A 14,217-nucleotide genomic window follows, 5' to 3' on the forward strand; every position below is an offset into this window, starting at 1 on the left:
GGGTCCGGCCTGCGGCACACCGGGCGCAAGCGGCGCCAACGACGTGGGCGGCCGCCTGGGCACGGCCACTACGGGCGACGCCTTTGCAAGACGCCTGGGCTAAGCCCGGGGCTCAACCCCGCCTGCGCGCCGCCAGCCCCTGCACCACGGCCGCCAGCCGGTCGATTTCCTCGGTGGTGTTGTAGAAGGCCAGCGAGGGCCGCACCGTGGTCTCCACGCCGAAGCGCCTGAGGATGGGCTGGGCGCAGTGGTGGCCGGTGCGCACGGCGATGCCTTCGGCGTTGAGCGCCTCGCCCACCTCGGCCGTGGTCCAGCCCTTGAGCACGAAGGACAGCACGCTGGCCTTGTCGGCTGCCGTGCCGATCAGGCGCAGGCCGGGGATGGGCGCCAGCGCCTGCGTGCCGTACTGCAGCAGATCGTGCTCGTAGCGCGCGATGCGCTCCATGCCCAGGGCCTGCACGTAGTCGATGGCGGCGCCCAGGCCCACGGCGTCGGCAATGTTGCCGGTGCCGGCCTCGAAGGTGTTGGGCAGGGGCTGGTAGACGGTTTTCTCGAAGGTCACGTCGGCGATCATGTTGCCGCCGCCCTGCCAGGGCGGCATGTCCTCCAGCACCTCGCGCCGTCCCCAGACCACGCCGATGCCCGTGGGCCCGAAGACCTTGTGGCCCGAGAACACGAAGAAGTCCGCACCGATGGCCTGCACGTCCACGGCCATGTGCGAGACCGACTGCGCGCCATCGACCAGGGCCCGGGCGCCCGCCTGGTGGGCCAGCTCCACGATCTGCTGCACGGGCACGACCGTGCCCAGCGCGTTGGAGACCTGGGTGACGGAGACGATCTTGGTGCGCGGGTTCAGCAGCCTGCGGTATTCATCGATGAGCACCTGGCCCGAGTCGTCCACCGGGATCACGCGGATCTTCGCGCCCTTGGCGGCCGCCAGCTGCTGCCAGGGCACGATGTTGGCGTGGTGCTCCAGGTGGGAGACGATGATCTCGTCGCCCTCGCCCACATGCTGCCAGCCCCAGCTCTTGGCCACGAGGTTGATGGCCTCGGTGGTGCCGCGCACGAAGATGACCTCGTTCACGTCGGGCGCGTTGATGAAGCGGCGCACGCGCTCGCGCGCGCCCTCGTAGGCGTCGGTGGCGCGCGCGGCCAGTTCATGGGCTGCGCGGTGGATGTTGGAGTTCTCGTGTTCGTAGAAGTGGCGAATGCGCTCTATCACCGCGCGCGGCTTGTGCGTGGTGGCCGCGTTGTCCAGCCAGGCCAGGGGCCGGCCGTTGACGCGCTCGGACAGGATGGGAAAGTCCCGGCGCACGGCATGCACGTCGAAGGGCGCCTGCACGCCGGCCGCTCCATGCCTTGCCCCGTGCGAAGCCTGCTGGCGCTGCAGCGGATGGGCCGGCGTGGTGTAGCCGGAGGGCAGCACCACGGGATCGACAAAGTAAAAGCGCGGCTCGGCCGAAGGCACGGCGGACGCAATGCCGGGCCCTTCTGTGGGCACGCCGATGCGCGGCACGGCGGGTGCCGCAGGTGCAGCAGATGCAGCAGATGCAGCAGGTGTCGCAGGTGCAGCAGGTGCCGTGAACGGGAGCGCGGCCAGCGCATCCAGCGGATCGCCCTGGCGCTGGGGCACGCCCAGCACCTGCGATCCCAGGCGCGGCTCGTAGGCGGGCAGGGCGCTCACGACATGGTCGGGCACGCCGTTGCCGGCCTGGGCATGGGGCAGCAGCGCGGGCGCGCGGTGGGCCAGCGAGGCCAGCGGCGCGGGCGAGGCCGGCAGCAGGTTGCTGCCCGGCGCCAGGCCCTGCGGGATGGGCGTGCCCGGCACGCCGGGGCCCAGGCCTGCGGGGCTGGCCAGCGGCGAGCCGGGCGGCGCCACGTTCACGGGGGCCTGCACGCCAGCAGGCAGGCCGGGAAGACCCGGAAGACCCGGCAGGGCAGGAGCCGATCCCGGTGCGGCGGAGAACAGGGCGTTGGCCATGCGCGCCAGCGCCTCGGGGTCGAAGGGCGCCTGGGGCGCCACGGAGGTGATTGCAGACACGGTCAACGCCCGGCCTCTTTACTTGTAGGTGTCGGGATAGTCGTGGTACTTGCCGATCTCGACATCGTCGAGCACGGCCAGCGCGTCGGGCGTGAGCACGGCCAGCGAGCAGTACAGCGAGATCAGGTAGGACGCGATGGCATGGTTGTTGATGCCCATGAAGCGCACCGACAGGCCCGGGCTTTGCTCGCCCGGCAGGCCGGGCTGGTACAGGCCGACCACGCCCTGGCGCTTGTCGCCCACGCGCAGCAGCAGGATCTTGCTCTTGCCATCGGCCACGGGCACCTTGTCCGAGGGGATCAGCGGAATGCCGCGCCAGGTGATGAACTGCGAGCCGAACAGGCTGACCGTGGGCGGCGGCGTGCCGCGGCGCGTGGCCTCGCGGCCGAAGGCGGCAATGGCCAGCGGATGGGTCAGGAAGAAGGCGGGCTCCTTCCAGACCTTGGTCAGCAGCTCGTCCAGGTCGTCGGGCGTGGGCGCGCCGGTCAGCGGGAAGATGCGCTGCTCGTCCGTGACCTGGGCCAGCAGGCCGTAGTCGGGGTTGTTGATCAGCTCGCTTTCCTGGTTCTCCTTGATGGTCTCGATGGTCAGGCGCAGCTGTTCCTTGATCTGGTCATGCGGGCTGCTGTAGAGGTCGGAGATGCGCGTGTGCACATCCAGGATGGTGGAGACGGCGTTGAGAAAGTACTCGCGCGGCTGCTCCTCGTAGTCCACATAGGTGCGCGGCAGCTGGTTGTCTTCCTGCTTGGCCGTGCAGGTGACCTTGATGGCCTCCGGGTTCTTGACGCGGTTGAGGCGGTAGATGCCCGCCTCCACCGGCGACCATTGCAGCAGGTGCGTCAGCCAGCGCGGGCTGATGGTCGAAAGCTGGGGAACGGTTTTGGTTGCGTTGGCCAGTTGCCGCGCGGCGTTGTCGCCTAGCGCGGTCGTGCCGCCCACTGTTGCCGACATGTGCAGACTCCGTGATCAGTTCAGGAAAAAGGGAAGGGGAAGGAGGGGAAACAGGGCCAGTGTCCCGGCCCGCGCACATGTCTTCAACATGCTATAGCCGCCAAGCGCAGGCCGCGCACCAGCTGGTCGTGGGCCACGGTCTCGCCGCGCATGACCAGGGCCGAGGGCTGCACGCCCAGCGAGACGGCCAGCTTCTCCACGGTCAGCAGCGAGGCGATGACGCGGCCGCGCTCTATCTCTCCCACGTAGGAGCGGTTCAGGTCCGAGTGCTCGGCCAGCCGCTCCTGCGACCAGCCATGGGCCTCGCGCGCCTGGCGCACGGCAATGCCGAAGCTGGTGACAAGACGGGTGCTCATAGGGCCACCTCCCGGGGCTGCTGCGCGTGCTCGCGCGCATGGGCCTGGGTGACGTGGGCGCCGGGCGGCACGTCCTCGGTCACCCAGACATTGCCGCCGATGACGGCGCCGCGCCCCAGCGTGACGCGGCCCAGGATGGTGGCGCCCGCGTAGATGACCACGTCGTCCTCCACCACCGGATGGCGCGCCAGGCCCTTGCGCAGGTGGCCGTGCTCATCGGTGGGAAAGCGCTTGGCGCCCAGGGTGACGGCCTGGTACAGCCGCACGCGCTCGCCGATCACGGCGGTCTCGCCGATCACCACGCCCGTGCCGTGGTCCATGAAAAAGCCCCGCCCGATCTTCGCGCCCGGGTGGATGTCGATGCCCGTCTGCGCATGCGACAGCTCGGCCACGATGCGCGCCAGCAGCGGCTGCTCCAGCAGGTACAGCTGGTGGGCCAGGCGGTGGTGGATCATGGCCAGCACGCCCGGATAGCACAGCAGCACCTCGTCCACGCTGCGCGCGGCGGGATCGCCCTGGAAGGCGGCCAGCACGTCGCTGTCGAGCAGGCGGCGGATCTGGGGCAGGGACTCGGCAAAGGCGCGGGCGATGTCCAGCGCCATGGCATCGGCGCCCGCTGCCGTGTGGGGCGCGGACAGCCGCAGCTCCAGCCGTATCTGGCCCAGCAGCGCATGCAGGGCCGAGTCCAGCTGGTGGGCCACGAAGATGTCCTCGCTTTCCTGGCGCAGGTCGTGCGGGCCCAGGCGCATGGGAAACAGGGCTGCCTTGAGCTGGTCGATGAGGGTGGAAAGCGCGTCGCGCGAGGGAAACTCGCGTGCCCCGGGCTCCTGGGTGCGGCCGTGCGCCTCGCGCCATTCGCGGCGCGCCGCATGCAGGTTCTGGGTGAGTCCGGCAATGTCGAAACTGGCCATCTGCGTGCTCCTTCAGTCTTGAATCCAGGGCAGGCCGTGGAAGCGCCAGCCGTCGTTTTTGCCGCGCTGCTGGCGCGCGTCGATCTCGCCCTCGAAGCCTTCGAGCACGTTGAACACATGGGCGAATCCGGCCTGGGCGGCCGCCTGGGCCGCCAGCACCGAGCGCTTGCCGCTGCGGCACAGCAGCAGGGCCACGGCCTCCTTGCCGCCGTGCGGGGCCAGGCGCGCTTCCAGCTCGCGGGCAAAGCGCGGGTTGCGCGTCAGGGCCGTGCCCGTGGCCCAGGGCACGTGCAGGGTGCCGGGCACCTGGCCGACGAACTTGCGTTCCTCGGCCGTGCGCACATCGACCAGCACGGCCTGGCCGGCCTGCACCAGCGCCCAGGCCACGGGCGGGCGCACGCCGCCTGCGTGGCCCAGCCCCTGTGCGCGGGCGTGGTCCTGTGCCTCCTGCAGCGCCCGGGGCAAGGCGGTTTCCAAAGTGAGGGCTGTCATGTCGTCGTCCTTGCGGAGAGTTCGCGGGTTGGTGGCTATGGGCACCAATCTAAGAACTTCGCGGCAAGCCACCAACGAACAAGAGCGGCGTTTGATAGAAGCAAAACGTCTATGAAGGCGCCGCGCGGCGCCATGCCCGCTTCGGGCGATCAGGCCGTCAGCACCCGCTGCAGCATCCACAGGTTCAGCGACACCACCAGGGCCGCGCAGCCCCACAGCACTGCCGACATCCTTGGGCCAAAGGCCAGCTCGCCCAGCGTCTTGCGCCGCGTGGTGAACAGCAGCAGCGGCACGATGGCAAACGGCAATTGCAGGCTCAGCACCACCTGGCTGAATACCAGCAGGGCGCTGGCGCCGGTGCTGCCGAACCAGGCGGTGGCCACCACGGCGGGCACGATGGCGATGCAGCGCGTCAGCAGGGCGCGCAGCGCGGGCGACAGGCGGATCTGCAAGAAGCCTTCCATCACGATCTGCCCGGCCAGCGTGCCCGTGACCGAAGAACTCAGCCCCGAGGCCAGCAGCGCCACGCCGAACACCGCGCTGGCGATGCCCACGCCCAGCAGCGGCGACAGCAGGTGGTAGGTGTCCGACAGCTCGGTCACCGGCGCCTGGCCGGGCCGGTTGAACGCGCCGGCCGCCACCACCAGGATGGCGGCGTTCACGAACAGCGCCAGCCCCAGCGCCACCGTGGAGTCCAGCGTGGCCAGGCGGATGGCCTGGCGCGTGCCCTGGAGCGTGGTGTCATGCCGGCGTGTCTGCACGATGGACGAATGCAGGTAGAGGTTGTGCGGCATCACCGTGGCCCCCACGATGCCCACGGCCAGGTACAGCATCTGCGGATTGGCCACGATCTCCATGCCCGGCAGCAGCCCGCGCAGCACGGCCGCCACGGGCGGCTGCAGCCACACCAGCTGGGCGGCAAAGCACAGGCCGATCAATGCCACCAGGGCGATCACCACCGACTCCAGGCAGCGAAAGCCCCGGCTTTGCAGCGCCAGGATCAGCATCACATCCACCACCGTGATGCACACGCCGGCCAGCAGCGGCAGGCCGAACAGCAGGTTCAGGCCGATGGCCATGCCCAGCACCTCGGCCAGGTTGCAGGCCACGATGGCGATCTCGCAGAAGAACCACAGCACCAGGTTGATGCGCGGTGAAAACTGCGCGCGGCAGGCCTGGGCCAGGTCCCGCCCGCTGGCCAGGCCCAGGCGCACGGCCGCCGCCTGGAACAGCATGGCCATCAGGTTGGAGGCAAAGATCACCGCCAGCAGCGAGTAGCCGAACTGCGAGCCGCCCGCGATGGAGGTGGCCCAGTTGCCCGGGTCCATGTAGCCCACGGCCACCATGTAGCCGGGCCCGGCAAACGCCAGCACGCGGCGCGCGTTGTCTGAGCGGCTGTCGCCGCGCGGCACGGCAATGCTGCGATGCACCTGCGGCAGGCTGGGCGTGCCCGCGTGGCCGTGGTCCGGTTCGATGGCGCCGAAGCGGCCCTGTTCAGCCGCAAGCACGGTGTCGTTCATGGGGGCCTTTCCGCCGGCGGGGGCACGCGGTTGCAGGGGGGATGCCTATCGAGCGGTCGGCACCAGGCCGCTGGCGGGCGCAATGGCTGCGGCGGCGGGTGCGGCATCGGTGCCTGCGCCGCGCCACAGCGCCACGAGATCTCCGGTCACGACGACCGCGCCGGCCAGCACAATCAGGCTGCCCACGCAGCGGCGCGCCACGGTGGAAGGTTTCAGGCGCCGTGGCGTGCGGCCCGGCGTGCTGGCCGGCGTGCGGGGGGCGGATGAGGAAGGCAGAAGGGACATCATGGCAACTCCTTGGCAGGGGAACGCTTGTCTCGGGCCAGCCCCGGGGAAGCCCGCCTGCCCCGGCCGGTGCGGGGCAGGCGGGCGGTCCGCGTCAGGCGTAGGCGCTGCTCATCACCAGCGAGCCGTTCACGCCGGACGGGAAGAACCCGCCCTTGGTCGCCGTGTCCTTGGTCAGGTACACGATGTTCAGCACGTCGCCCGGCGAGCGGCTGTAGGCGATGCCGTTGGCATCCAGCGGCACGATGTTGGACGTGGTGGCATCCCCCGTGATGCCCTGGTCCACGTCGGTGGAGCCGTCCAGGCTGTCGCGCGCATCCGAGATGGCGCCGGCCGCCGTGCGCAGCGCGGGCGTGGCCAGTCCCTTGGCGTACAGCACCGTGCGCACCAGGCCTGCGTGGTAGGCCTCGGCGGCCAGGATGCCGGCGGCTGCCTCCAGATAGGTCTTGTTGGTGATCAGCGGCGATGCGCCCTTGTAGGCGGTGACGCCCACGTCCTCGAAGATGAAGGCCCCCAGCAGGAAGTTCTCGTCACTCGCATAGGGATCGAAGGCCGTGCCCGCGCCCACCAGCCCGGCCGCTCGCGCGGCCACCGAGAAGGCGCCGTTCGGGTCGGTTCCGCCGATGTCGATCTGCGGCTGCGCCACCGCTGCCGAGCCCAGCGCCGCTCGCAGGAAGGCCACGTGGGCGATCTCGTCCTGGGCGATCTCCTTGGCGTACTGCGCCACCACGGGATCCTTGAAGGCCACGGCACGGCCGCCCGTGATGGCGCCCTGCGTGCCCACGCCCGACTGCAGGTTGGCGGGCAGGCCGGTGCCGAACACCGCGTAGTGATAGAACTGCGACTCCAGATACTCCAGGTTGAGGGCGAAGTTCAGGATCTCCGCATCCGTGGGCCCGTTGGCCTGCGCATTCGCATCGCCCCCGCCGCCGCCGCAGGCGGACAGGATCACCCCGCCCGCCATGCCCACGGCCACGCCGCTGGTCTTGCGGAAGAACTGGCGCCTGTCCTCCAGCTTCTTGGCACGTTTTTGCAAAACCCCGATCAACACTGATTCGTCGGACATGATGGTTCCTCTCGGTTCGCGGCAGGCGCGAACGGTCAACGTGAAGAATGCGCCTCCGGCCGAAAGCACACGGGTGTGGCGAAAGCGCGTTCCACTGAAGAGGTGGCCACCTGCTCCAGGGGAATGGGATGCGTCCCCGCTATCCGGCAGTACGCAGGCCGCGCAGGTCTGGATGTGCCGCAATTGAAAGTGGTTGTAATTTTTTGTGTTTGACGTCGATCGCCGTTTTTTTTGAATCCAGACCCCGCTGCGCTGCGTATCCAGATCAGCCGGAATCGTTCGGCTTGTCATCAACCCGCTAGGAGCATTCCATGGTCTCGATTCAAAACACCCGCAAGCTGGCCTCGTTCGGCCTGGCCATCGTGATGTCGGCTGCCTCCGTGGCTGCCATGGCCGATGTGATGGTGGGCGGCGCACCCATGCTGCCGTCCAAGGACATCATCGACAACGCCGTCAACTCCAAAGACCACACCACCCTGGTCGCAGCCGTCAAGGCGGCGGGCCTGGTCGATACGCTCAAGGGCCCGGGTCCGTTCACCGTGTTCGCGCCCACCAATGCCGCCTTCGAGGCCCTGCCCGCAGGCACGGTGGACACCCTGCTCAAGCCCGAGAACAAGGGCACGCTGACCACCGTGCTGACCTACCACGTGGTGGCCGGCAAGTGGGATGCGGCGGCGCTGTCCAAGATGATCAAGGACGGCAAGGGCATGGCCAGCATCAAGACCGTCAGCGGCGGCACGCTGGTGGCCAAGTCCAGCGGCTCCAAGATCATGCTGACCGATGAAAAGGGCGGCATGGCCACGGTGACCATCCCCGACGTCTACCAGTCCAACGGCGTGATCCACGTGATCGACAAGGTGCTGCTGCCCAAGTGAGCGGCACAGGCAGCGAGCGGGCCGGCCACTGACCGCCGTGGTCAGTGGCCGGAGCCTTGCGCCTTCGCCATGCGCCTTGCGGGCGCAACGCCGCAAGCCGCTGCCGGCGTCCCGGCCTGCGCGGCCAGCTTGGACAGCCGCCAGCGCGTCAGGTCGTCCGCGCCGGGGCCGGCCTCCACGCGCAGCTCGGAAAAGGGCACGCTCTGGCCCGACTCCTCCTCCACCAGCGCCAGCCGCAGGGGCGTGCCCGACTGCGCACGCACAAAGCGCATGGGCGGCTGCGCTTCTTGCTGCAGGCGCCACCGGTCGCCGACCTGGGCCAGCGCCTGGATCACCAGGGACAGGTCGCGGCCCTTGGGCGTGAGCAGGTACTCGTAGCGGTCCGGGCCGCTTTGGTAGAGGCGGCGCTCGACCAGGCCGGACTGCTCCAGCTGGCGCAGGCGGTCGGTCAGCGTGGCGTTGGTGATGTCCGTGGACTTTCTCAGGTCGTCATAGCGGCTCAGGCCCAGCATCAGGTCGCGCAGCACCAGCATGGCCCAGCGGTCGCCTACGGCCTCCAGCGTGGTGGCGATCGAGCAGGCCATGCCCTCGAAGCTCTTGGATCGCATGGAATTCCTCGTTGTCTGTTCGCGTTGTCGCAGGCCTGGAGTGTCTCAGCAAAACGCAAGCCCGGCCCGCAAAGGTGGATTGCGTGCTTGTAGCTCTAATGATTGAAGTTTATAGTTGAAGCCACTTTCAACCACCGCTTGATCCAAGCAAGGACTTCTCCCATGAGCACGCATCAAGGCACCGCCGTCGTCACTGGCGCCTCCTCCGGCATCGGCGCCGTCTATGCCGATCGCCTGGCCGCACGCGGCCATGACCTGATCCTGGTCGCACGCCGCGAGGACCGGCTGCAGGCGCTGGCGCAGCGCCTGCGCAGCGCGCATGGCCGCGAGGTCGAGGTGGTGGCCGCCGACCTGGCCGACGCCGCCGGCCTGCGGCGCGTGGCGGCGCTGCTGTCGGGTGAGCGTGACATCCGCATGCTGGTGAACTGCGCCGGCCTGGGAGCCCTGGGCCCGGCCGCCCAGGTGGATGCGGGCGAGGTCGATCGCATGGTCATGGTCAACATCCATGCGCTGACGCGGCTGTCGCTGGCGGCAGCGCGGCTGTTCGCCACGCGCGGCCGGGGCACGCTGATCAACATCGGCTCCATCCTGGCCCTGATGCCCTTGCCGGGCGCCTCCAGCTACAGCGCCTCCAAGGCCTATGTGCTGAACTTCACGCGCTCGCTGCAGGCCGAGCTCGCTTCCAGCGGCGTCATGGTGCAGGCCGTGATGCCAAGCCTGGTGCGCTCGGAGTTCTTCGGGGGCAAGCCTTCTCCTTTTCCCGAGCACCTGTTCATGTCGCCCGAGACCCTGGTGGACACGGCCCTGGCGGCGCTGGACCAGGGCGAGGCCATCTGCTTTCCCACGCTGGGCAGCACGACCGCCTGGCTGGACTTTGACCAATCGCGCGCCGATCTCGTCAAGGCGTTGACGCTCAGCGGCGTGCCGGCGGCGCGCTACCAGGCTGCGGATGCAGGCCAGCCGGCCTGACGGCCGCGCTGCGTCGCCACCCCGGATTCCCGTACTCCTCTTTTTGCCCCGGAGAAAGCCATGCCCCTGTGGAAGATCTACCACCCCGAAAACGCCTTCAGCGATGAAGACAAACAGGCCATCGCCCAGCGCATCACGGCCGTCTACGGCGACCTGCCGCGCTTTTACGTGGGCGTGGTGTTCGAGGCCGTGGCGCGCACTTCGTTCTTCATCGGCGGCGAGCCTGCGGATGATTTCGTGCGCATCTCCGTGGACCATATCGCGCGGCAGATCCGCGACGAGGAGACCAAGACACGGTTCCTCGAAGGCGTGCGGCGGCAGCTGTCCCCCTTCATTGCCGACCGGGGCCTGCGCTGGGAGATGCATGTGGACGAGACGCCCTTCAGCCTCTGGAGCATCCAGGGCCTGCGCCCGCCCGTGCCGGGCACGCCCGAGGGGGAGAAGTGGCGCCTGGACAATCGGCCCTCTCCCCTCTGAGGACCTGCCTGCATCTCAGCGCAGCGACAGCCCCGCCGACTGGATCGCGCGGGCGTAGCGCGGGCGCTCGCTTTGCAGGCTCTGGCCCAGGTCGGCAGGGGAGCCGCCCGCCACCTTGAAGCCCATGTGCTCCAGCTGGGCGCGCACATCGGGGGCCTGCAGCACGGTCTGCAGGTCGCGGTTGATCTTGGCGACGATGGGCGCAGGCGTGCCGGCCGGCGCGAAGTAGCCCTGCCAGCTCTCCACCGAGAAGCCGGGCACGCCGGCCTCGGCCATGGTGGGTACCTGGGGCAGGGCGTCGGAGCGGTAGGGCGTGGTCACGGCCAGGGCGCGCAGCTTGCCGGCGCGCACGTACTCGGTCACGGCGGCCAGCGTGATCAGCGTGGCGTCGGTGTGGCCGCCCAGCACGTCCAGCGCGGCCGGGCCACCGCCCGGGTAGGGGATGTAGTTGACCTTGGCGCCCGTCTCCTGCGTGAGGATTTCATGCGCCACATGGGCAATGCCGCCATTGCCGGGCAGGCCCAGGCTGATGCTCTGCGGCTTGGCCTTGGCGCGGGCCAGGTAGTCGCCCAGCGTGTTCAGGCCCGTGCCGGGGTTGACCACCAGCACCTGCGGATTGACCACGGCCTTGATGATGGGCGTGAAGGCCTTTTGCGTGTCGTAGGGCAACTGGGCAAACAGCAGGCCGTTGAGCGTGAGGCCCTCGCCCTGCTGCAGCAGGGTGTAGCCGTCGGGCGCGGCCTTGGCCACCTTGGCCGCGCCGATGGTGCCGCTGGCCCCGGCCACGTTCTCCACCACCACCGACTGGCCCCACAGCGCGGCCAGCTTGTCGGCCAGCGTGCGCGTGAGCTTGTCGGCGCTGCCCCCGGGCGCCACGGGCACGATGATGCGCACCGGCTTGTTCGGAAAGCTGTCGGCCGAGGCCAGGGCCGCAGGCGCGTACAGGGCCAGGGCGGAGAACAGGGGAAGCAGCAGTGCGCGCAGCGCAGACGGGGTGCGGATCATGGGAGTGCCGGAGTGCAGAGAGTCGATGCCCGCAGTCTGGGAGGCTCCTGGCGCGGCGTGAACTAAGCATTGCTGCTATGCATATGCGGCTGCCGCACAACGTGCGTCACGCTTGCGCCACGCATGCCCCACGCATGCGCGCGCAGTGCCCAAAGCTCATATCCATATCTGCAATGCGTCGTTGGCGCCGGGGCGGGAGAGGCCTAACTTCGTGTCCTCCCGCGAACGTCCTCCCAGGCACTCCCATGACACAGACCCATCTCTCCATCGACTTCAGCGGCAGCGACGTGGCCAGCCGCCGCGCAGCCGCCATCACCGGCTTCATCGCCACGGCCCGGCGCCTGCTCCCCGATCCCGAGCGGGCCACGCCCGAGCAACTGCAGGCCGTGGCCCGCGAGCTGGAGGCGCTGGGCCTGCAGCGCGAACTGTTCCCGCATGCGCACTTCCCCGTCTCGGCCAGCAACCCGGCCCAGGTCTACCGCCTCAGCGAAGACCTGGGCGGGCGCTATGCGCTGTACCTGTCCACCGGCCTGCCGGGCAAGTCTCAGCCGCCGCATGACCACACCACCTGGGCCATCATCGCGGGCGTCGAAGGCGTGGAGCGCAACGTGTTCTTCACACGCGGCAAGACCGACGACCCGCTGCGCGACACCCTGGCGGTGGGGCGCAGCGTCGATGTGGGCAGCGGAACCTCGGTGGTGCTCACGCCCACCGACGTGCACACCATCGAGCTGATCGGCGAGGAGCCCGGCCTGCACCTGCACTTCTACGGGCGCGGCCTGGAGCGCATGCCCGAGCGCGTGGTCTTCGAGAGCCTGGAGGGCGGCAGCTTCCGCACCTTCGGCCCGCCCAAGTCCATTCGCCATGCGCTGGTCACGCCCGCCGCGCTCCGGCAGGCCCTGGCCGACGGCGAGGAAATCGCCGTGCTCGACGTGCGCGAGGCCGGTGTCTTCGCGCACCGCCACATCCTGTTCGCGGCGCCGGCCCCGGCCTGGCGGCTGGAGCAGCTCATCGACCGCCTGGTGCCGCGCCGCGGCACGCGCATCGTGCTGGTGGATGGCGACGGCACGCTGGCCCATGAAGCCGCCGCCAAGCTCGTGCGCCTGGGCTGGCCCAATGTCTCCGTGCTGGAAGGCGGCACCGAAGGCTGGGCGGCCGAGGGGCTGGAAATCTTCAGCGGCACCAACGTGCCCAGCAAGGCCTTCGGCGAAGTCATCGAGCATGAAAAGCACACGCCCTGGATCACCTCGGACGAGCTGGGCGCGCGCGTGCAGCGCGGCGACAACATCGTCGTCGTCGACAGCCGCACCCCCGAGGAATTCGCGGCCTTCAGCCTGCCCTTTGCCCTGAGCGTGCCGGGGGCCGAACTGGTCTACCGCATCGGCGAAATCGCCCCGGACCCGCAAACCCTGGTCGTCGTCAACTGCGCGGGCCGCACGCGCTCCATCGTGGGCGCGCAGACCCTGATCGACGCCGGCATCCCCAACCCGGTCGTCTCGCTGCGCAACGGCACCATGGACTGGCTGCTCACCGGCCGCAGGCTGGCCCATGGCCGCCGCACCCCGCTGCCCGAGCCCGGCGCCGTCGCCCTGGCCACGGCACGCGAACGCGCAGCCAGCGTGGCACAGCGCGCGGGCGTGCAATCCATTGATGCGGCCGAACTGGCCCGCTTCGAGTCCGAAGCCACCGAACGCACGCTCTACCGCTTCGACGTGCGCACCCGCGAGGAATACCAGGCCGGCCACCTGCCCGGCTGGCGCTGGGCGCCGGGCGGCCAACTCGTGCAGGCCACCGACGAATACGCGGCCACGCGCGGCGCACGCATCGTGCTGGCCGACTGGGACGGCGTGCGCGCCCTCACCACCGGCGCCTGGCTGGCCCAGCTGGGCTGGGAAGTCTTCACCTACGTTCCGCCCACGCTGGCCACCCTGGAGGTCGGCGCCGAACCCGTGCGCGTGCTCGCCTCCCACGCGCCTGCGCCCCAGCTGTCCGTGCAGCAGGCGCAGGAGCTGCTGGGCGAAGGCCGTGCCATCGTCTTCGACGTGGACAGCCGGCCCGCCTTCGAGAAGCAGCACATCGCCGGTGCGCGCTTTGCCGTGCCTGATCGTCTGCCCTCCTTCGTGCAGGCCCTGCCGCCGGCCCAGGTCGTGGTGCTCACCTCGCCGGACGGCGTGCTGGCGCGCAGCGTGGCGGCCGAACTGGCGGCGCGCACCGGGCGCGATGTGCGTTCCGTCGTTGGCGGCACTTCTGCCTGGGCTGCTGCCGGGCTGCCGCTGGGGCAGGGGGATGCGGATGTGCTGACGGGGGATGATGACCAGTGGTACAGCCCTTATGCGCATCGGGATCTGGGGTTGAGGGATGCGGGGTTTCGGGCTTATCTAGATTGGGAGTTGGGGTTGGTTGAGCAGTTGGAGCGGGATGGTTCTGCTGGGATTCGGCTGCTGGCTGCTGTTTGAGTCTGGCTGTTGGTCTGCTTTTTGCCCCTGCCGGGTGGTTGTTTTTCGAGGCCGGGTTTCGGCCCGGCGGCCGACCCGCTTTCTTGTCGCGCGACAAGAAAGCGGGGCAAAGAAGCGCGCCCCAAACTGCCCACGACCCTTCGCTTCGCTGCGGGCGACCTGCGTTGGGCGGGATGCGGGGTGCGCCGTGAAACTCGTTGCGCGC

14 protein-coding genes are annotated in these 14,217 nt (G+C 69.6%); 4 read left to right on the forward strand and 10 right to left on the reverse strand.

Going from position 1 to position 14,217, the window contains the following annotated elements; genetic code table 11:
• Positions 1–112: 112 nt before the first annotated feature.
• The 8 genes from ACRSCF_RS04210 to ACRSCF_RS04245 form a co-directional block, all read right to left on the reverse strand.
• Positions 113–2,047 carry a family 2A encapsulin nanocompartment cargo protein cysteine desulfurase gene (locus tag ACRSCF_RS04210; RefSeq protein WP_244387798.1) on the reverse strand — a complete coding sequence of 645 codons (1,935 nt, stop codon included), beginning with the start codon at positions 2,045–2,047 and terminating at the stop codon, positions 113–115.
• Positions 2,048–2,059: 12 nt separating this feature from the next.
• The gene (locus ACRSCF_RS04215; RefSeq protein WP_013800566.1) at positions 2,060–2,992 is read right to left on the reverse strand and encodes a family 2A encapsulin nanocompartment shell protein; all 933 of its coding nucleotides are present in this window, start codon (positions 2,990–2,992) and stop codon (positions 2,060–2,062) included.
• An 83-nt stretch (positions 2,993–3,075) separates the two neighbouring features.
• Positions 3,076–3,348, reverse strand: coding sequence for a helix-turn-helix domain-containing protein (locus ACRSCF_RS04220; protein WP_012207587.1), 273 nt, complete (start codon positions 3,346–3,348; stop codon positions 3,076–3,078).
• Positions 3,345–4,259 carry a serine O-acetyltransferase EpsC gene (epsC, locus tag ACRSCF_RS04225; RefSeq protein ID WP_013800567.1) on the reverse strand — a complete coding sequence of 305 codons (915 nt, stop codon included), beginning with the start codon at positions 4,257–4,259 and terminating at the stop codon, positions 3,345–3,347. The genes ACRSCF_RS04220 and epsC overlap by 4 nt, the downstream gene beginning before the upstream one ends.
• Before the next feature lie 12 nt (positions 4,260–4,271).
• Positions 4,272–4,751, reverse strand: coding sequence for a rhodanese-like domain-containing protein (locus ACRSCF_RS04230; RefSeq protein ID WP_034363355.1), 480 nt, complete (start codon positions 4,749–4,751; stop codon positions 4,272–4,274).
• Positions 4,752–4,900: 149 nt separating this feature from the next.
• Positions 4,901–6,271, reverse strand: a complete 1,371-nt coding sequence (locus ACRSCF_RS04235) for an Nramp family divalent metal transporter (protein WP_034363358.1) — start codon at positions 6,269–6,271, stop codon at positions 4,901–4,903.
• A 45-nt stretch (positions 6,272–6,316) separates the two neighbouring features.
• The gene (locus tag ACRSCF_RS04240) at positions 6,317–6,559 is read right to left on the reverse strand and encodes a hypothetical protein (RefSeq protein WP_034363360.1); all 243 of its coding nucleotides are present in this window, start codon (positions 6,557–6,559) and stop codon (positions 6,317–6,319) included.
• A 91-nt stretch (positions 6,560–6,650) separates the two neighbouring features.
• Positions 6,651–7,622 carry a ferritin-like domain-containing protein gene (locus tag ACRSCF_RS04245; protein WP_016450780.1) on the reverse strand — a complete coding sequence of 324 codons (972 nt, stop codon included), beginning with the start codon at positions 7,620–7,622 and terminating at the stop codon, positions 6,651–6,653.
• 311 nt (positions 7,623–7,933) lie between these two features.
• On the opposite strand from ACRSCF_RS04245, the gene ACRSCF_RS04250 reads away from it, so the two are divergent.
• Positions 7,934–8,497 carry a fasciclin domain-containing protein gene (locus ACRSCF_RS04250; RefSeq protein ID WP_016450779.1) on the forward strand — a complete coding sequence of 188 codons (564 nt, stop codon included), beginning with the start codon at positions 7,934–7,936 and terminating at the stop codon, positions 8,495–8,497.
• Between the two features lie 41 nt (positions 8,498–8,538).
• Here the strand turns inward: ACRSCF_RS04250 and ACRSCF_RS04255 are convergent, their stop codons facing one another.
• The gene (locus ACRSCF_RS04255) at positions 8,539–9,105 is read right to left on the reverse strand and encodes a winged helix-turn-helix transcriptional regulator (RefSeq protein ID WP_034363362.1); all 567 of its coding nucleotides are present in this window, start codon (positions 9,103–9,105) and stop codon (positions 8,539–8,541) included.
• A 162-nt stretch (positions 9,106–9,267) separates the two neighbouring features.
• Here ACRSCF_RS04255 and ACRSCF_RS04260 point away from each other — a divergent pair, with 162 nt between their 5' ends.
• Both ACRSCF_RS04260 and ACRSCF_RS04265 read left to right on the forward strand, forming a co-directional pair.
• Entirely contained in the window at positions 9,268–10,074 is an 807-nt protein-coding gene (locus tag ACRSCF_RS04260) for an SDR family NAD(P)-dependent oxidoreductase (protein ID WP_034363364.1), read from the forward strand.
• Between the two features lie 60 nt (positions 10,075–10,134).
• The gene (locus ACRSCF_RS04265) at positions 10,135–10,551 is read left to right on the forward strand and encodes a tautomerase family protein (RefSeq protein ID WP_013800576.1); all 417 of its coding nucleotides are present in this window, start codon (positions 10,135–10,137) and stop codon (positions 10,549–10,551) included.
• A gap of 15 nt (positions 10,552–10,566) precedes the next feature.
• On the opposite strand, the gene ACRSCF_RS04270 is transcribed toward ACRSCF_RS04265, so the two are convergent.
• Entirely contained in the window at positions 10,567–11,556 is a 990-nt protein-coding gene (locus ACRSCF_RS04270; protein WP_034363366.1) for a tripartite tricarboxylate transporter substrate binding protein, read from the reverse strand.
• 245 nt (positions 11,557–11,801) lie between these two features.
• Here ACRSCF_RS04270 and ACRSCF_RS04275 point away from each other — a divergent pair, with 245 nt between their 5' ends.
• A complete protein-coding gene (locus ACRSCF_RS04275) occupies positions 11,802–14,012 on the forward strand; it encodes a rhodanese-like domain-containing protein (protein WP_034363369.1) in 2,211 nt (736 codons plus the stop codon).
• Positions 14,013–14,217: the final 205 nt, after the last annotated feature.

Origin of the sequence: Delftia sp. 11MD, from assembly GCF_050907895.1 — a bacterium.
In the GTDB taxonomy this organism is placed as follows: Bacteria; Pseudomonadota; Gammaproteobacteria; order Burkholderiales; family Burkholderiaceae_C; genus Comamonas; species Comamonas tsuruhatensis.